Source organism: Moellerella wisconsensis ATCC 35017 (assembly GCF_001294465.1).
Classification (GTDB): Bacteria; Pseudomonadota; Gammaproteobacteria; order Enterobacterales; family Enterobacteriaceae; genus Moellerella; species Moellerella wisconsensis.
Genome location: NZ_LGAA01000018.1, coordinates 338,956 through 358,677 on the forward strand (window position 1 = coordinate 338,956; position 19,722 = coordinate 358,677).

The 19,722-nt window shown below is 37.2% G+C and carries 16 protein-coding genes; 6 read left to right on the forward strand and 10 right to left on the reverse strand.

The genetic code is table 11. The features are described 5' to 3' along the window. Positions 1 to 95 precede the first annotated feature (95 nt). Positions 96 to 1,019, reverse strand: coding sequence for a DNA replication terminus site-binding protein (gene tus / locus M992_RS09620; protein ID WP_053908316.1), 924 nt, complete (start codon positions 1,017 to 1,019; stop codon positions 96 to 98). Between the two features lie 223 nt (positions 1,020 to 1,242). Beyond that, positions 1,243 to 2,475 carry an MFS transporter gene (locus M992_RS09625; RefSeq protein WP_053908545.1) on the reverse strand — a complete coding sequence of 411 codons (1,233 nt, stop codon included), beginning with the start codon at positions 2,473 to 2,475 and terminating at the stop codon, positions 1,243 to 1,245. 155 nt (positions 2,476 to 2,630) lie between these two features. On the opposite strand from M992_RS09625, the gene M992_RS09630 reads away from it, so the two are divergent. The 3 genes from M992_RS09630 to bioD all read left to right on the forward strand — a co-directional run bounded on the left by M992_RS09630 (position 2,631) and on the right by bioD (position 5,690). Continuing rightward, positions 2,631 to 3,539, forward strand: coding sequence for a LysR family transcriptional regulator (locus M992_RS09630; protein ID WP_053908317.1), 909 nt, complete (start codon positions 2,631 to 2,633; stop codon positions 3,537 to 3,539). 83 nt (positions 3,540 to 3,622) lie between these two features. After that, positions 3,623 to 4,858, forward strand: coding sequence for an ROK family protein (locus tag M992_RS09635; protein ID WP_248842510.1), 1,236 nt, complete (start codon positions 3,623 to 3,625; stop codon positions 4,856 to 4,858). Positions 4,859 to 5,012: 154 nt separating this feature from the next. Continuing rightward, the gene (gene bioD, locus M992_RS09640) at positions 5,013 to 5,690 is read left to right on the forward strand and encodes a dethiobiotin synthase (RefSeq protein WP_053908319.1); all 678 of its coding nucleotides are present in this window, start codon (positions 5,013 to 5,015) and stop codon (positions 5,688 to 5,690) included. Positions 5,691 to 5,761: 71 nt separating this feature from the next. On the opposite strand, the gene M992_RS09645 is transcribed toward bioD, so the two are convergent. From M992_RS09645 to ydfG, 3 genes are all read right to left on the reverse strand, one after another. Next, positions 5,762 to 6,019: a DUF1161 domain-containing protein gene (locus M992_RS09645; RefSeq protein ID WP_047256130.1), complete on the reverse strand. Its 258-nt coding sequence runs from the start codon at positions 6,017 to 6,019 to the stop codon at positions 5,762 to 5,764. Between the two features lie 42 nt (positions 6,020 to 6,061). Beyond that, complete coding sequence (locus M992_RS09650) at positions 6,062 to 6,424, reverse strand: DUF1283 family protein (protein WP_047256129.1); 363 nt, start codon at positions 6,422 to 6,424, stop codon at positions 6,062 to 6,064. Positions 6,425 to 6,497: 73 nt separating this feature from the next. Beyond that, entirely contained in the window at positions 6,498 to 7,247 is a 750-nt protein-coding gene (ydfG, locus tag M992_RS09655) for a bifunctional NADP-dependent 3-hydroxy acid dehydrogenase/3-hydroxypropionate dehydrogenase YdfG (RefSeq protein WP_053908320.1), read from the reverse strand. 352 nt (positions 7,248 to 7,599) lie between these two features. Here ydfG and M992_RS09660 point away from each other — a divergent pair, with 352 nt between their 5' ends. Further along, on the forward strand, positions 7,600 to 8,388 hold the full coding sequence (locus tag M992_RS09660; protein ID WP_248842511.1) for an SEL1-like repeat protein: 789 nt from the start codon (positions 7,600 to 7,602) through the stop codon (positions 8,386 to 8,388). A 1,500-nt stretch (positions 8,389 to 9,888) separates the two neighbouring features. Here M992_RS09660 and M992_RS09665 read toward each other — a convergent pair. From M992_RS09665 to M992_RS09685, 5 genes are all read right to left on the reverse strand, one after another. After that, positions 9,889 to 10,179 (reverse strand): hypothetical protein, encoded by a 291-nt coding sequence (locus tag M992_RS09665; protein ID WP_053908321.1) that lies wholly within the window; start codon positions 10,177 to 10,179, stop codon positions 9,889 to 9,891. Positions 10,180 to 10,278: 99 nt separating this feature from the next. Next, complete coding sequence (locus M992_RS09670; RefSeq protein WP_053908322.1) at positions 10,279 to 11,802, reverse strand: glycosyl hydrolase family 18 protein; 1,524 nt, start codon at positions 11,800 to 11,802, stop codon at positions 10,279 to 10,281. Between the two features lie 696 nt (positions 11,803 to 12,498). Further along, complete coding sequence (locus tag M992_RS09675; protein ID WP_315970591.1) at positions 12,499 to 13,236, reverse strand: SDR family oxidoreductase; 738 nt, start codon at positions 13,234 to 13,236, stop codon at positions 12,499 to 12,501. 235 nt (positions 13,237 to 13,471) lie between these two features. Further along, positions 13,472 to 15,166 (reverse strand): alpha-glucosidase, encoded by a 1,695-nt coding sequence (locus M992_RS09680; protein ID WP_053908323.1) that lies wholly within the window; start codon positions 15,164 to 15,166, stop codon positions 13,472 to 13,474. Positions 15,167 to 15,481: 315 nt separating this feature from the next. Beyond that, entirely contained in the window at positions 15,482 to 16,609 is a 1,128-nt protein-coding gene (locus tag M992_RS09685) for a LacI family DNA-binding transcriptional regulator (RefSeq protein ID WP_053908324.1), read from the reverse strand. 212 nt (positions 16,610 to 16,821) lie between these two features. On the opposite strand from M992_RS09685, the gene M992_RS09690 reads away from it, so the two are divergent. Both M992_RS09690 and M992_RS09695 read left to right on the forward strand, forming a co-directional pair. Continuing rightward, a complete protein-coding gene (locus tag M992_RS09690) occupies positions 16,822 to 17,550 on the forward strand; it encodes an SDR family oxidoreductase (RefSeq protein WP_053908325.1) in 729 nt (242 codons plus the stop codon). A gap of 59 nt (positions 17,551 to 17,609) precedes the next feature. Then, a complete protein-coding gene (locus M992_RS09695; RefSeq protein ID WP_053908326.1) occupies positions 17,610 to 19,256 on the forward strand; it encodes an FGGY-family carbohydrate kinase in 1,647 nt (548 codons plus the stop codon). The last annotated feature ends 466 nt before the right edge of the window (positions 19,257 to 19,722 follow it).

The following is a 19,722-nucleotide window of genomic DNA, read 5'->3' on the forward strand; positions in this document are numbered from 1 at the left end:
ATGGCTTTTATATTATCCGTCTCTATCAATATAATTTTTATCATAAAGTTTGAATAATGATCTTAAGCCGTAAACAGTATTATTGCGGCTGAATATTAAGGTAATTCACGATATAAATTTAACCTAGGAATTAATAATTCTAACGGTTTACTTTTCGGCTTATGTCGCAGTGTAATATTACTGGCATCGTAATCGTTCAAATCACCAATAATGATACTGTTTTCTATCGGCTCGATTAAAAAAATTAATAATGGAAGAGGGCAGGCGTACTGGGTTTGTTTTTGCTGCTCGCTATTCCACACTCGAGCTATCGGCTGCACTTTAACCGGCCGTTGAGTTTTCAGGGTCACTGGTTCCCGCAAACTAGCGATAAGCCGTATTTCTTGATTAATTTGCTCAAGCCACTCCGAAGGTTGATAACCCGCAGGTGTCCGGCTATTCTCGTAGCTGAATTGCAGTTTATCTAACATTTGTGCTTTAGTGATTTTATTAATGATTTTTTTATTTGCCCAACCAAAACGGACGCTATTTGGTGACTTCACATAGGTGAGGGTGCGATAGGCATTTAAGGTAATTAATCCGTGAATATTGTCATGCACAAACTCAAAACGTTTATTCTCATCTACACCCGAAGCCTTGGTGACAATGTATTTTAGTTGATGTTTTAATTTATTGATTTCATCAATTAGCGCTGTCAATTGTTGATAGTTGTCTGCTGATACGCTAAAGCATAGAGCACCGGGGAGTCTAATCGCAGATTTACTACTAACAGATTCAGACTTATCAAAGATAAACAGTAAGTTATACAGTTTTATTGCTTTATCTAAAGCAATTTTATTTTCTAAAGTATTCACACTTATTTGAGTTATTTCATCATGTTCTTGGCCTTTTTTTACCGAAGGTAGCTCAAATACCTTCGCTGCTAATAATTTTTGCTGCCGCAAAAGCTGACTAAATTCTGCGATTTTTTGTTCTAATTGATTGAAGCACTGATTGAGTTCTAGTTTAGGTTTTATCATAGTTATTAGTTACAACATGCAATTGTGTGGTAACCAAAGAGTAACACATAAACACCTGAGATAAAATACACGCTAAACAGTAAGGCCAATGTTGATTTTAAGTGCTCTAGATGCACGAGCAGAAAAACTATATAACAAAGAAAAAAAGAAGGGTGCAAGAAACCAATAGTGATGTCGATTACTGCGATAAAACAGTATCGAGACACCACTATTTATAGGGCGCTTAGATAGGGAGGATATCAGCTTGTTGTTTTAATTTTAAGGCAATCAATAATCCAAATATTAACATTGCAGCAATAAAATAGACCACACCAGACCAGCCAAAATGTACCCAGAAGATGCCGCCAACCGTACCAGCTATACTCGAACCAGCATAATAGCTGAATAAATACAGTGACGAAGCTTGGCCTCGTGCGCGCTTAGCGCGGTGACCAACCCAACTGCTTGCCACAGAATGAGCAGCGAAAAATCCGGTTGTAAGGATTGTCATGCCAATAAAAATCAGTACGATATGGGAAAATAGTGTGATTAAAATACCGATTAACATCATTAATAACGCGGAAATTAACACCTTGGACATGCCAAACTTATTGGTCAAAGCGCCGGCTTTTGAAGCACTGTAAGTTCCAGTCAAATAAATAACCGATAAAAAACCTACTGCTGCCTGACTAAAGTTATATGGAGCTTCAAGCAATCGATAACCGATATAATTATACAGTGTGACAAAACCGCCCATTAATATAAATCCCTCAATAAATAACAACGGCAGGCCTTTATCGCGAAAATGCAGTTGAATATTGATCCATAGAGATTTAGGTTTGAGTGAGCTAGGTCTAAAATGCTGAGATTGCGGTAATAAACGCCAAAAGCTAATGGCTGCAATTAATGCCAATAGGCCGATGATGATCACTGCCACGCGCCAAGAATAGTAGTCGGCAATAACCCCGGTCGCTAGACGGCCACTCATCCCACCAATTGAGTTACCGCTAATATATAAACCCATCGATAAGGCAATATAGCTGGGATGGATCTCCTCGCTTAAATAAGTCATAGCCACAGCAGCAACGCCGCTTAATGATAATCCAACTAATGCACGTACTATTAATATTCCTTGCCAACTTTGCATCACCGAACTGAGTAAGGTAAATAATGCCGCGCAAGTTAATGCGATCACCATAACATTTTTGCGTCCGATAGCATCTGAGATAGGACCAGTAATTAATAATCCTAATGCCATCATCCCCGTACATAATGAAAGTGATAAACTTGCCGTGGCTGGAGAAACATTAAAATCTTCTGATAATAAAGGCAGAATAGGTTGTACAAAATAGAGTAGGGCGAAAGTGGCTAACCCGACGGTAAAAAATGATAAAGTGACCCGTAAATATAAAGCGTCATTACGCTGAATAAAATGTTTATTTTGCGGTTTGAGCGCCGACGTCTTTTGGCTCGGAATGGATTCTTCAACCCTCGGTTTATCGGAGATATTCACGTATTCTGTCCTTAGATTATCACTATTTTTAAAGTGGAGATCACAGAATAGAAACTTAGTACTTTTTTGTCTAATATATTAATGGTCTAGATTGATATGAAAAGGATCTCAATTAGAAAATGTCCATAGAATTAAGGCACTTACGTTATTTTGTTGCTGTTGCTGAAGAGTTACATTTTGGCCGAGCTGCGGACAGATTACATATTTCACAACCGCCACTAAGTCAGCAAATACAATCACTTGAACAGCAGATAAAGGCTAAATTATTAGAGCGCAATAACCGTAATGTCAGCTTAACGCCCGCAGGAGTAATGTTTCTAAAAGAGGCATATCAAATATTGTCTCAGGTCGATGCTGCGGTAATAAAAGCGGCACGGATGGAAAAAGGGGAACTTGGAGAGCTTTCAATTGGTTTCACATCAACTACGCCGTTTATGAATAAAGTTACCATGAGCCTCAGGCAATATCGAGAAACCTATCCTGATGTGGGTATTCATATGCACCAAATGAATACTAAACAACAAATAGCGCCGTTACTGACCGGGCGTATTGATATTGGGATCATGAGGAACACGGAACTTCCAGAACAGCTTGAATATCAATTACTGTTTAAAGAACCCTTTATGCTGGCTGTTTATGAAGGGCATCCATTATTGGCCTATGAGTCGAGCCATGTAGATATTGCGTTATTAGCTGATTATCCGCTGATTTTTTTTGAGCGTGATGTAGGAACAGCGCTTTATGATGAGATATTACACTTATTAACGGCTGCCGGGGTTACCCCAACTATTTCACAAGAAGCAGGGGAAGCAATGACTATTTTAGGGTTAGTTGCTGCAGGAATGGGGATCTCTATCATCACACAATCTTTTACTCGCATGAAAGTCGATGGGGTTCGTTATCTTAAATTATCTGATAAAACAGCAACTTCTGAAGTATGGTTGGTCTCAAATAAACAGCGATCTATTCCTGCCGCTGCGCAAAAATTAACTGATTTATTAGTTAACAATATAGTGAATGCTAAATAACTATTTATGTGATGCTAGTCACGTATTTGATGTATTAAGTTACATCTTTTGATCAGGTTTAGCATAATTAACCGGTGTTTATTTTGTGGTACAAATTAATTATGAGTATGGATAATCTAACTGGTCATAATGACCAGATTAAGCAATTAAATACAGGATTAATCTATCGATTAATTGATCTGCATGGACCGATATCCAGAATTAGCCTGTCAAAAAAGGCCAAACTCGCACCTGCAAGTATTACTAAGATCACTCGGGAATTAGCCGAGGCTCATTTAATTAAAGAGATAGAATTCCCCGTTTTAGGGCTTAGAGGCCGACCCGCGGTTGGGTTAGAAATAGACAGTGAAGGGTGGCAATTTTTAGCTATCCGTATTAATAAACAACAGCTTGTTTTTTCACTAAGAGAATTAAATGCTAACCTAATTATTGAGGATGAATTTGATTTTACCGCGCAGGGAAATGCTAATTTTAGCCAACAACTCCTCGACTCTATTAGTTTATTTTTCTCTCGCTACCAAAATTTTCTAGAAAGATTAACCGCTATTACTATTATAACTCAAGCAAATATAGATCCATCGGCGGGGATTATTAATCAATTAGATGATTACAATATTAAAAATTTACCCATTAAAGTACAGATTGAAAATAAAATAGGCTTACCTGTCTATTTACAAAAAGATATTTATGCATGGACGTTAACCGAAAGTTTTGTTGGAGCAGCTAAGGACTGCGCTAATATTTTACATATTATTTTAGATGATCAAATAAATGCAGGGGTTATTACTAACAATTATCTTATTCATGCTGAAAATTCACGAACTATTGAACTTGCCCATATGCAAATTAATAGAGAAGGGATTAAGTGCTCCTGTGGAAATATAGGCTGCTTAAAAACAGTAGCGAGTATTCCTAATTTATTAAAGCGTATAACTATCTTATTAGCACAGTATCCTCAATCAATACTGCATCAGCAAGAGATTACTATTAAACATTTTTGTCAGGCAATCGTGGCTAAAGACCCTTTATGTTTAGAAATTCTTGGTGATTTCAGTCGAGATTTAGGTCGTGCTATTGCGCCATTGATTAATATTTTTGGTCCTGAAGTCATTGTTATCGGCTCACCATTAAATACTATCGCCGAAATTTTTTATCCACAACTAGCTGCTATTATAAAATCAACGTCAGTTCCTAAATACACTTCAAACCTGCAATTAAGAGCGGCAAAATATACGAATACAGGGACTTATAATTCATCAGCCTTAATTAAACAGTCATTATATAATGGTGAGCTTTTGTTAAAATTGTTACAGGGTTAAACCACGATAACGAAAAAGCAACATAAATAGACTGGTTTTTTTAGCTTTCCAACCAAAAATTGAGCTAACGCAAGCTTCATTTATCTCCATTACCATAAACTGAACTTATATCATCTATTTCACCAGTTCTGTCATTTCAGGATATAAATTAATTATGGTTACTAATCTATTTGTGACAGGGACAGATACCGATGTTGGCAAAACGGTAGCGACACTTGCGATCCTCCAACTTCTCAATACAAACGGGACTAAAGCCGTTGGTTATAAACCCATTGCCGATAATTGTATTGATACCACCGAAGGTTTGAGAAATAAAGATGCTTTACTAATTCATAAGGCATCACAACTAAATGTTTCTTATGAAGAAATTAATCCCATTCAATTGGAAAACAATTACGAAAACGATACACAAGTTAACTTTGATAAAATCCAACACGGTTTAGATCATTTAAATAAACAATCGGATACGGTAATTATCGAAGGTAATGGCGGTTGGCGCTATCTGCTTAATAACAACACATTTTATTCCGACTGGGTTAAACAGCAAAAACTAGGGGTTATTTTAGTGGTTGGTATTCAGCATGGTTGTGTCAATCATTCATTATTAACTGCTGAAGCAATTAAACAAGATGGCCTACCGTTAATTGGTTGGATTGCTAACCGAATTAATCCGGGACTAGCGCATTACGCACAAATTATTAATCGCTTACAAGAACATCTCGATGCGCCATTAATTGGTGAAATACCTTATTTATTACGGCCTGAAGAGAAAGAATTAGCTCAATATTTAGATGCTGATGCATTGCAATCATATATATGTGAATACGCGTAATACTCAGTATAAAAGGAAAGGGCGCAGCGCGCCCTTTTTAGTCTAATTATCTAACATAAAAACAATATGGCTTATTGGGCTTCATTATTGCCGTTAGCAAAGCGAGTATAAATAATTTTATAAGTTTCATTTTGGCAATGGCCAACAATTTGCCCACCGGCATTATCCGCTTCATCATTAGGTACTGCTTCTAGTTTAAAAGCGTTTTCAGCGACACCATTATTAATGATTTTCTGTTTAATATCTTGGATAACACTTTCACAAGATGCTTGTGCTGCAATAGGTGCAAACATTAAAAATAATACTGAAAATAAAACTTTCTTACTCATAGTCATTTCCCTCATTTCTATCAGAATAAAGCTATCTTATTATTAAGGCTTAATTGGATAGCCAGTATTAGTGTCTAAACAGCGTTGAGTATTAGGTTCCCAGTATGCATTTCTATTTAAACTTTTGCGACAGGTATCTTCGTTATCGATAGCTTGTTCCAGTTTATTAAATTCTTTTTCAGTCCGAGAAGTTATTTTACTCCGCAGAGATTTTGTTTCATCCCAATGCTGCTTTTCTTGCCGGGCTTGTTCTTTGGTTAAAGGATCTTCGACACCATTCCCGACTGTAACGCAGGTGCTTCCCGATGTACAGCTTGCCGCAACGGAGGTTGTTGCCCAAAATAGCGGTACACATAATGCTATTGCAGGAAGTAGACATTTAAACAATGGAGTTGATAATTTCATTTTGGCCTCAATATAAAATTCTAATACCCAAAGTATAAAAACAATTACCTATTTACAGTATATAAGTAAGCTCTTAATTTTCTTTATTTACGCTTAAACCAGCAAATGACTGAGACACCGGCATCATCTCTATCGTGTTAATATTCACATGGGCAGGGAGATTAGCTATCCAAAATACGGTTTCAGCAATATCTTCAGGCGTCAATGCATTGGCACCTTTATAAATATCAGCCGCTGTTTGATTATCCCCTTTAAGGCGGATATTAGAAAATTCAGTCCCACCGACTAAACCGGGTTCAACATCGGTTACTCTAATTTTTTTACCTTGTAAATCAGCTCGTAAGCCAAGAGAGAATTGTTTTACAAATGCCTTCGTTGCCCCGTAAACATTACCGCCTTTATAAGGCCAATTCGCCGCAGTCGATCCAATATTAATAATATGACCGTGATTATTTTTCACCATGATTTGTAATATTTCATAGGTCATATTAACCAAACCTTTAGTATTAGTATCAATCATCGTCGACCAATCGGTAGGGTCAGCTTCATAAGCAGGAACAATGCCTAAAGCTAGACCCGCATTGTTGACCAGCAGATCAATATTTTTTAAATGTTCAGGTAACTGTTTTACCGCTTTAGCAATCGCTGTACTATCGGTAACATCAAGTTGAATAGGGTGAAACTGATCGCCAAATTCTTGTTGTAACGCAAGTAAACGTTCGAGCCGGCGACCAGTACCAATCACTTGCGCGCCATGAGCAATAAATTTTCTGGCAATTGCTTCGCCAAACCCAGCCGTTGCACCCGTGACTAATATAATCATGTTTACCCCTGTATGTTATGTATTAATTATTATATCTCATCATTCTAACGCCATCTTAAATAAGATACAAAAAATGGTTTAGCAACAGAATGAAAAAACACTCGCTTAAAATTAATACGTATTTTTATGTTCGATACCATTATTTGACCGAAGAAATAAACAGTCTGAGTTATGTCATAAACTATGTCTGAGTTATGGCGCCTCCGTAGATGAACCAGAAGGTTTGACCTATACTGGCTTACCATTAATTAATGATAATCATTTACATTTTAATCATTTAAGGATGAATACTATACTTATGATGAATACTATGCGTTTCATCTCACTGTTCATTACTCTAGGAGCGTTAATAGTGTGCAAGCCAACATGGGGAAAGGATACCGATCCTCCTTCTATTCCCCCCCTAAGAGATAGATTATTTACCAAGGATTATAGAAAAATAGAACTACGTTATGATCCTAATTTACCCCAACGGGCACCTTATCCGAAGACGCAGCAACAGGTTATCGATTTATATCACCAGGCATTAAACGAAAATAACGAGGATGATAACTATGTGTTATTTTCTTTTTTCAGAACTGGCTGCTCTGATTTTAATGGTCCCAATTATTCAGTGAATGCACAAGAAGAGTGCTCTTTAGCAAACTTCTTTTTAGCTCGAGTGCTAAACCTTAACCCTACCAATGGATTAGCCTTATTCTATATGGGCCAAACTTTTCATAGGGGTTATCTAGGAGAGATAAATACACCAAAAGCCGTTGAATATTATGAAAAAGCCTATCACCTTCATAGCAATAGCCTTATTCTAGCGGCACAAAATCTTTTTGTTATTTATATGCATGGGATCGGGGGGGTACCGCAAGATTTTGATAAAGCCAAATACTATTTGGAAAAGGTGGCCGCAGATAACCCAAAAGGGATCGAAGCCTATGATCTGAGGAATTTTGATACCCATGTAGACATGGCTAAATTATTGAATGAAAGTGATAGATGCAAACAGAAAGATCCTAATAACCGAGAGTGGAGACTAAAATGTACCGATGAAATGGATAAAAAAAGAGAAGAATATATAAAGAAATATCAAGGCACTGAAAGAGCAAGAAATTGGCAAGAAAACCCTGATCAGGAGTCATCAGAGTAATCATAATTTGTCGAGCGCCTTAGGTGTGGAGAGCGGTATAACCTGAAATCACCTAAATGCGTTCTTTATATAAAAATGACGACAAAAAAGCTAATTAGCGTGACGCTGTCACTAATAGTTAATAATAAGCACAAATAGCACTATCAAATAGTTAATTTAGTCTAATTACAGCTCATTAGTTCCTCAAAGCCAAATAAAAACGGCAGGTAATATTAATTTATTAAGTATAATTGCCTTAAAAAATATAAATAATCAACTATTTAACATGTTGGTTCGGATAATATTATTTGATTATGTTAAATTGACTGTGTTAATAACACTGAATAATAGGGGAGTTAATCATACCTATCTTATTGTGCGATGTGACACACTAAGTACCGAGTTATGCTAAAAGAATAGCGGTTACCGGGATGCAGAATAGCGAGAGGAGATCTTTACACAGAGTGGGTTATGAAAATCAATTATTCATTATAGAGTGGTTTTTTTAAAAGCCTATTATTTCAATAGTTTTTTACGAAGTACATTTAAAATTCTATCATAAACATTGTCACATCGTGTACTGAAAATAATAAATAACTATTTACCCTTATTGGACTCTAGTGTTGTATTACGGAGATAGTTTCAGGATAGCTACAGGATTAACTTCAATTTTGTTATTAACACTTATGGGGATTTATTTTTATTATCTAATATTGATTTGCCAGATTTTCGATAATTATCTTCACTGACTGATTTATACCTTATGAAGTATATTACTAGATAGTAACACTGATATGGTGACTAAGATTCTTATTATTTTAGTACAAGCGACGGTTGCGCTGAGACTAATAATCATCCAGAAAAGCACAGTCAAGAGATAAAAAATTAAGAAGTACAATTTACATCCGATATATGAATTTGATGGTTATATTAAAATTTATTTATTGTGGCAATGATCAGCAATAAATCACTTAAAAAGAACCAACACGATTAACCAGCCAGAACGCTGGATTTCTTCATTTATTACAAAGGTTCGCATAATGTATATTATGTTAAATTGAATTAATTGATCTATTATTGCTGTTGTTGGTCAATTAGCCAGAGCTATTTCCCCACTACTCTACTTTTTGCTTTTGTTTTTGTTTTAGTGACGTTATAGATCAACAGCGATTATTTTTTCATTTATCAAATATTGGTTGTAAATGAGTTTTTAGTAATGGCTATATTAACGGATTATCGTTTATAACTTAAAAATCTTATTTACTATCCAGTTACACATATGAAACGTATTGTTGTTGGTATTTTAGTCTGTTTAATTAATAGGGTCAGGATGCCGCCTTTGTCCGTCAGAGCCTTCCCCTGTTGGTGTGTTTTTAGAGTATGACCGAAATCGAAAAATTATGCCGTTAATCATTCTTTTGGACATCGTTTATTTACTGGAATGATACCGAAAATCTAACTCATCTAACCTTTTACGCTAAATAATTCATATTTCTTATTTATACTTTTTATTTACAATTATTATGCTTGCTCTCTATGATGATAAGTTACATAGACAGAAATGGTAGATTTAATATCTGAATTTAGTCCTCCACCTCTTGGGAATATTTCATAAGGAACGGTTACAAACTCATGACTTAAATATGAGACATACCCGTTATTTTTTACAAAATCTTCTATTTTCTTTATTAAGGGATTTAAATCTAAAGTTTCTGAACCTCCATAAAAATAGATAGAACCTACTTTAGAAACTTTAATGACATCCTTTATTTCTGGTTGTTTAGCATTTTTTTCATCAATAAATTGATTCATTTTTCACCTGTCTAATTAGTTATTTTTCGTCATAATTATAATGGATCATATTTATATAATATTTGGTTCTATCCATTACCGAATAGCTGCTATAAAGTATCAATCACTGCTATTAGTTATATGATCCTCACCGTAAAAATAGAAAGGCCGCATATCGATTTTTTGTGTCTTAATAGAACAACCTAAACCTTCGCGTGCAGCATTCACTAATAGTCCACTACTATCCTGATCGGCAGTCCATGTCATTAATCCACCTAAGCCTTTATTAATAACGTATTCTCCCTTAGCGAATACTGTTCTTGGAGTATCAATAGATAGCAAGAGTTGTGATTGTGGATTATAAAGATAATCAGCATTTGCCTCAGAATCCGTCAATAATTTAAAACCATTTTTCCCAGTTTGATTTTCAAGATCTAGATAATTATTAAGGATGTCATACCATTCAGTACTGCCAGATTCAAAGGTTCCAGTCGTATGTGAAGCCCCACTATTATCATAATTTCCGGCTAAGGGAGATACTGAAGTCAGAACTGCTCCTTTTGCATTCCGTGAATAACCGGCATAACCAATCATAATTTGTTGAGGAGGAAAACCGATTTTTAGTAAATAGTTGACCGCATTATCTATGCTCCAGATACCCTCTGGAGCATAAAGATTGGTATGATGTGCTAATTTATCTGCCCATGGAGTACCAAAAAAATCGTAAGTCATTAAGTTAATACCCAGACCACCATTGGGAGAACAAACTGTATTCAGATCAAGAACGGATGCTTTCATTAAAATTTCAGGATCAGCGGAGGCAGCAATGCTGATCTTAATATGACTTAATCCATTTTGTTGAAATTTTTGAACGAGTTCCTTCATTAAAATAACGTAATTTTGACCATCCGCTGGATCATGCGGGTTGTTATTACCTACAGCTCCAGGATATTCCCAGTCAATGTCGACCTCAGAAAACATAGGAAAACGTTTTAATATATCCACCACACTAGTACAAAAAGCAGTACGTAAAGTCGGATCTTTGACTAAATCACTAAAAGCATAACTCATCGTCCAACCACCAATACTGAACGATAAAGCTAAGATATGTCCTTGTGCTAATGCTTTCTTCTGCAAATCGCGTAATCCACCAAGAACCCCTCTGCTAGATCCTTGATTAAAAGATTGTGGCATGGGTAAATCTACCCAGCCCTCAAATCCACAATTTCTCCAAGATTGACAATCTCCCCATGGATCAAGAAAGGTAACTTGTCCATTATTAGTACGACCAAATTGAGGAGCAGCTGCATTGATAGCATCTTTTTTCTCACCCAGATCACCAAGGCAACCGGCAAATCCAATAATCAATTTATCGAAAGCACAAGGATCAATGAGTGTTAAGTCCACGCCCCTACCTCGATTTGTTAGTGTCTGATCACCATCCAATCGGCCATCATATTGTGACCAATCAGTATAGTAGCCTATTACTTTAGGTTTGCCTTGTTTGTTATAATTATTAAAATTAGGCTGAACCACGCGAGAAGAAGTATAACTATATTTTATTACTTCTGACTGGGGATCAAATTCATCCATAATATAGGAGTCATTGGTTGCTTTATCATATTTGGTTATTTTAGATGTCATAATAATACCTTTATTTTTCAGATGGAATATATAATGCTGTATGAATTTATTTATTAATTATCGTGAAAAATATAAGTTACACTTTATTTAAACGTAAAGTAACCCGCTGATAGATTATTATTTATAACATGGATGAAATCATTATTAATGGTCAGAATAATAATTTGTATATTTATTCTTTATTTGAGAGTAAATATTATGAGTGATTTACTCAATATCTTTTGTAGTATCGCCATTATGGAATTATTCTCAGCCCTTCCGATGATTAGTATTTTTTAGCTTATCGCGTAAATTAAGTGACGCTGTCACTATGTACAATCAGTATTCTCTAAGTTAATTGTTTTGCGTTTTATTTATTTAATTGAAATAGTTATACAAATTATGGGCTAAAAATATTAGATTATTATCTAATAATATTGATGTGTGTATAATGGAGATAAAAGTGACATTGTCACTTTTTTGTGTGGTATTACGAATAATTAATACCATTTAATTCCCTGAGCTAAAGTTTATTCTCTACTAACTCTTTATTGTCCATATTTTTATATTTTAACAGCAAGTCATTTATTAATTATGATTTTATAAAGTATATGGATTTATAAAATAGGGTATTTTTATTATGAACAATACATACTAAATTTATAAAATGACTTACTATTAAAATAACTACAACTTATTATTAAACGACAAAATTGATTAACCGTTTTGACGTGTTGGACGAAACAATATCTCATTAATATCAACGTCTTCGGGCTGGCTTATAGCAAACAGTACAGTATTGACGAATGAGTCAGCAGAAATAGCGTTTTCCTCATAGAATTTCTTATAATTACCGGCAATATCTTTTTCAGTAATACTATCGACGAGCTCACTTTGCACTGCTCCGGGGGAAATAATCGTAGTCCGAATATTGTACGGCTTTACTTCTTGCCTTAACCCTTCGCTGATCACTCTGACCGCTGTTTTTGTAGCAGAATAAACCGCGCCACCAGGTTGTACTCGATGCCCAGCAACTGAGGAAGTATTGATAAAATGTCCTGATTTTTGTTTTTGCATATAAGGAAGTGCGGCGGCAATGCCGTAAAGTACCCCTTTTAGATTAACGTCAATCATGGCATTCCAATCATCAATTTTGCATTTTTCGAGTAAAGAATGTGGCATTAAACCCGCATTATTTACCATAACGTCGATACGGCCATACAATTTAATGGCTCGTTCAACCAGTGCCTGAACTTGCTCTGGATGAGTAACATCAGTTTTTATACTTGAATTTTCTGGTAAGTCTAGCTCATTGATTAATCTTTTCAGTCTTTCTTCACGACGTGCACCGAGAACTACTTTGGCTCCTTCATCAACTAAACGGCGAGCTAATGCTTCACCTAACCCGCTGCTTGCTCCTGCTATTACGACGACTTTATTACGGATATTTTCCATTATCATTCCTGTTATTACTAATACAAACCATAAAATTTCTTCAATTGTCTTTATTTAAGAGTAGCAAAGGATCTGACATTTTGCTGTCAGTCTTTATTTTAATTAATATTATATTTGTCATTTTTAGTATAGATAATGCAGTTTTTAAATAGCCACCAGCAATTAAGAAAAAATTAAATCATTCTTTAATCAGATAAGGGTTATTATAACTGAATATTATATAACCCTTTAATTATCATTTATTATTTATAACTGACTCATTAAATACTAATGCTTGATAAGGTTGTAATAAAATTTCACCCTTTTCATTGGTAATTAATTCTCGATTGGATAAGAAAAGATGATGGCATTTTAATGGCAGAGGTAGGATATTTTTACTGAAGTTAGTCACTATATTGACGGACTTTCCGGCAAATTTGCGCTGATAAGCTATCACATCGTCACTATCAATATTTAAAGGAACAAAGCTACCATAAGTAAGAATATCCCCAATTATTTCATTATTTCTTAAGTTAATCAGCTTCTTATAATAATTAACCACTGAATTTGGATCGTGTTGTTGTGCTTTTAAATTAATAATAGCGTTATTAGGATTCACTTTTAACCAGGGTGTATGCGTACTGAACCCTGCATTTTTTGTTTCATCCCATTGGAACGGTGTTCGTGAATTATCCCGACTGCGCTGATTTAAATAACCGATAATTTTTGACTCTGAATAACCTAATTTTTTACCTAAGCGATATAAATTTTTTGCAGCTAAATCGTCATATTCATCTATAGTCATTGGGCAATTTGTCATACCTAATTCTTGCCCCTGATATATATATGGCGTTCCTCTTAGCAGCATATAAAAAGTTGCTAGCATGGTTATACTTTCATAATTGATTTCACCCTTAGGCAGAAACTTATTCAGTGAACGTGGTTGATCATGATTTTCTAAATAAGGTGCGGCCCAGCCAACTTGTTCTAACTCTAATTGACTTTTAAATACCAGTTGACGCAATTGTTTAGCGGATAATACCGTGGTGTTAAACAGTTTTTGTCCATGAATATCGGCATCAGCATAGCTGAAATCAAATACCATAGAAAAGAAACCGTCTTTACCGATATATTCTTCCATGGCTTCTGCTGGAATATCAATCTCTGCTACGGTCATACTATTAGCTGGTTTAAAGGTATTATCGGCTAATTCATTTAAGAAATCCGCAATGCCGGGTTGGTTTAATACCCATGGAACTAACAGCGCAGAACCGTCTTCATGATCGGGTTCAAAATGATGAGCGGATAAGGCCAAAGCTGATTTTTTAATATTGCCTATAGCATCGATTCTAAATCCACGCACCCCCTTTTCAATCCAGTAATTGATTATATTTATAATTTCTTGTCTAAGCGCGGGATTTTCCCAATTTAAGTCAGGTTGTTCTGCGGCAAATGAATGAAAATACCAACGGTCTGAATTAGCTAGCCTTGTCCATACAGAGGTATCAAAATAGCTACGCAGATTGTTCGGTGGCAGGTCTTTATTCCAATGTTTAAAGATATAATAATTAGCGTAAGGGCTATCAGGATCATTAATTGCCGCTTGGAACCAAGGGTGTTGATCTGAGGTATGGTTTAGCACTAAATCCAGCATAATAGCTATTCCACGTTTTTTAGCCTCATCAATTAATTGCTCTAAATCTTGATTGGTTCCAAAAGTGGGATCAACTTGATAATAATCGGCGATATCATAGCCATTGTCTTTCATCGGTGATTTAAAAATAGGACACAACCAAATGACATTAATGCCAAGTGATTGAATATAGTCTAATTTTTGAGTTATTCCAGGTAAATCACCGATGCCGTCATGATTACTATCATAGAAACTTTTAGGATAGATTTGATAAACAATTGCCTTTTTCCACCAGCCATTATCGCTGCCAATATCCATAAATACTCCCCTTAAATTTTTAGGTTCATTACTCGACTAGTTTAAGTTTAGTATAGTTAATGTGCTTTGTATTTCTACTGTTTGGTCTATATTTGAATCAATAAAGTCGATTAAAGTATCAATAGTTGGCGTTAAAATCTGAAGTATATAGTCACTGTTCATTATTGAGATTTTATGCTGGAAATAACTTGCTTAGAGTAATTAGAATAAATTTTTGGGCGTCTTGTTGATATTAATTAACGGTACTATTAACAATACTATTGACAGTACTGACGCCCGAAATGTTCTAAGTAAGTTATTTAGTGGGATATAGGATTAACTGCAATAAAGTGTCTCTTCGTTAATTGGTAACGGAGGGATTTCAATGCGTCTCACTTGCGCCTTGTCGTTAGGCTCAGTTAGATTATTATCGCCCTGTGCGCTGGAATCAATAAGTTCAAAGATGGCATTTAACATAGTGGGAACATCCTGTTTAACCATTTCGATATCATGCCCCAGTAAAGCTACAAATGGATCCCAGTCAAAGCACCCCATCGCCGGTTGTTTCTTACCTATATATCCTTGCTTTGACATCCAGCGAATAACACCTTCAAGCGAAATGGTTGAGTTAACGAATAGTCCAGGCAATAAATTCGGCGCTATATTAGGTTTTAGGTTAGGTTCCATATTGTTAGGATTAGAAGCACTGGGCAGCAAAGTGCTAATAAAATCACGTAATGCATTTTCTGCTTTTTCAGCAGCATATCCGCAAGTCAATATACGCGCTTCACTGACTTCAATTCCATATTCACGATGCGCTTCGCGGAAACCACGTAAACGTTCACGAGTATTGTGATCGCTATTACGCCCCCCAATGAATACCAAGGGGTCTAATCGCCCTTGCCGCTGTTGATTATTATGTAGTATACGTGAGGTTAACGCTTTTGCTCCGCTGTAGTTATCTGAAATAACTGAGGTCGCTAGCGTACCGGGAAGGTCTAGGTTTAAGGTAGGCACTCCCGAGGTGGCACAAATCTGCGTAATTTTATCTGGATCGGTAGCGCCGGTCGCAATTAGCCAGTCAACTTGATACGACAGCATAGTTTTTGCTGCTTCGATTTCTAGAGACGGGTCTCTGCGTGTACAAGTGATAATGGGAAATAGCCCACGCTCGCGTGCCATAGCCTCGAAATGCTCGACAATAGAGCCAAAATAGCGGTTATCATATTTAGGCACAATCATACCAATGATTTTTGATTTATTACTGCGTAGCGAACTGGCTTGCTTATTGGGCGCATAATTTTGCTCTTCGGCAATACGAATGATTTTTTGCGCTAATTTTTCACTGATACGTCGTTTTTTCCAGTTACCGTTAAGCACCGCGCTGACGGCGCTTGCAGAAGCCCCAGCCAGTTCGGCTAAATCATAGATAGTGGTTTTCTTCGTTTGTCTGACTTGAGTCACAAATATTTCATCTCCATTTTTGTCTAGCTTGACACCAATTGATAAAAGAGACAATACTGCTACATCGATTGAGCAAATATAAAATCAATCCTCTATCACACTCTAAATCGTAATCTAAGATTGTGAAAAATCATAAAAAGTTACTCTGTTACCCTAAACCGTCAGCGCATTATAAACCTAAATGCTGACAAGCACTCCCGAGGAGAAAAATTATGGCTATCTCATTAGAAAATAAAGTTGCAGCAATTACTGGTGCCGCTTCAGGGATTGGTCTTGAATGTGCGCGTACCTTAATTAAAGCCGGCGCAAAAGTGGTCCTTATCGACCGTGCAGAAGAACGATTAAATCAACTGGTCGCTGAACTGGGCGATAACGCCTACCCACTAGTGATAGATTTAATGCAACCAGAACAAGTCTCTGGCATGCTAGACGGAATTTTAAAACTGACGGGGCGCCTGGATATCTTCCACGCCAATGCTGGCGCTTATATCGGTGGCGCCGTGGCTGAAGGTTGCCCTGATGTTTGGGATAAAGTGTTAAATCTAAATGTTAATGCGGCGTTCCGTTGCGTTCATGCCGTGCTTCCTTACTTTATCGCTCAAAAATCCGGTGATATTTTATTTACTAGCTCAATCGCCGGAGTAGTTCCCGTGATCTGGGAACCTATTTATACCGCCTCTAAATTTGCGGTACAGGCTTTTGTACATTCGACTCGCCGTCAAGTTGCACAATATGGTGTTCGTGTGGGTGCTGTTCTGCCTGGTCCTGTAGTGACGGCTTTATTAGATGATTGGCCACAAGAAAAAATGGATGAAGCATTAGCCAATGGCAGTTTAATGCAGCCGATTGAGGTGGCTGAAGCTGTCCACTTTATGCTGACACGTTCTAAAAATGTCACCGTCAGAGATTTAGTCATTTTACCTAATAGCGTCGATCTCTAATTATTCTCTTTTATCACTCTCTGGATGCCGTCGGCAATAAGATATTTGAAGGAAGCCTTATGCATAACCAAACACAAGCCGCAGCGGATTTAGCCAAGCACCACACTAAACGTTACGTTATCGGAATAGATGTAGGTACTGGCAGTGCGCGCGCCGGTATCTTTGATTTTTCTGGCACTATGCTGGCATCGGCCAAACAGAATATTACTCTCTATCGTGATACCGAGCATTTTGTCGAGCAATCAAGCCAAGAAATTTGGTCTGCCGTATGTCACTCGGTGAAACAAGCCCTTACGATAGCTAAAGTTACTCCGACAGAAATTGCTGGTATCGGCTTTGATGCTACCTGTTCTTTGGTCGTTATCGGAGATAATGATGCACCACTCTCGGTAAGTCCTTCGGAAGATCCCGAGCGCAATATTATTGTATGGATGGATCACCGTGCGACGGAGCAAGCTGAACGTATCAATCGTTTAGGCCACCCTGTATTACGTTATGTCGGTGGTAAAATATCGCCAGAAATGGAAACGCCTAAATTACTGTGGCTAAAAGAGAATCGCCGTAGCACATTTGATAATGCGAAATATTTTTTTGATTTGGCTGATTTTTTAACCTGGAAAGCCACCGGTGATTTAGCTCGCTCTACCTGTACGGTAACTTGCAAGTGGACGTATCTAGCGCATGAAAAACGCTGGGATGAAGATTACTTCCATCAAATTGGTCTAGAAGAACTGGCAAATGAAGGTTTTGCGCGCATTGGCCAGAATATTATTGATCCCGGCACACCATGTGGTCATGGACTAACACCACAGGCTGCTGAACAATTAGGGTTAATTGTCGGTATACCCGTCGCTGCGGGCATGATTGATGCACATGCCGGAGGAATTGGCACCGTTGGAGTAAATGGTGATGCTACTCGCAATTTAGCTTATGTGTTTGGCACCTCCTCGTGCACTATGACCACCCAACGCGAGCCCGTATTTATCCCCGGCGTTTGGGGGCCCTATTATTCTGTTATGGTTCCGGGAATGTGGTTAAACGAAGGCGGGCAAAGTGCTGCTGGTGCGGCAATTGATCAACTCATTTCATTCCATCCAGCCGCTGCAGAAGCGGCAATACTGGCTAAGCAACACGGAGTTTCTTTGCCGGTCTTTTTAGCCGATTTAGCGCGACAAAAAGTCGATTCAGCCTCTGAAGCGGTTGACTTAACTCATGGTATCTATGTCGTTCCGGAGTTCCTCGGTAACCGAGCGCCTTTTGCTGACCCTCATGCTCGTGCATTAATCGCGGGCTTAGGAATGGAGCGCGATCTGGATAACTTATTGTCCCTGTATATTGCTGGGATATGTGGTATCGGCTATGGACTGCGCCAAATCATTGACGCCCAACAGCTCGCAGGAGCCGCTATCGATAATATTGTGATCAGTGGCGGCGCAGGACAACACCCTTTAATTCGTCAGTTACTGGCAGATACCTGTGGGAAAATGGTGTTAGCCACTAAAGCTAGTGAACCGATGTTATTAGGTTCCGCTATTTTAGGCGCTGTTGCCGCTAATGTTGCTGATTCAGTAACTCAGGCAATGGAGCAGTTCAGTGAAATAGCCGATCAATATTCACCCTGCGATAAATATACTGAGCGCCATCAACGCGGTTATCAGGCATTTCAGCGCTTACAGCAAACAGCGCGAGAGTTGGCAACTAGTTAGCAGAGAACTGTTAGCAGAGAACTAGTTGCCAGATAGCTCAGCGAGTAATACATCAGTGACCATAAAATAGCGGTATAAAAACCTCAGCGGATACTTAAGGAATAACCCACCTTTCGCTATCCGCTTTATGGCTTATCTTGACAGAGTTATCCATTCCCTACCCTTATTCTCTCGGTGAACAGACTGATAGCTGATGGATATTCATCTAAATGACCCAATATTGTATAAGCGTATCACCATCCCTTTTCATAACTCACTATCTAATTTATTCGCCGTCCAATAATGTGAATAATCTAATCATTATCAAGAGTCTATCTATAAGCGATGATTAGTATTGAAACTATGTTTCATTGTGTAACGCAGGTTAAGTTGTGTAACACTTTATCACCAGGCTTAATTAAGAATAACTATCGTGAAATCGTCGATTCTTGCTATGGTTGGCTTATCTCTAGTTGTTTATTGTAAA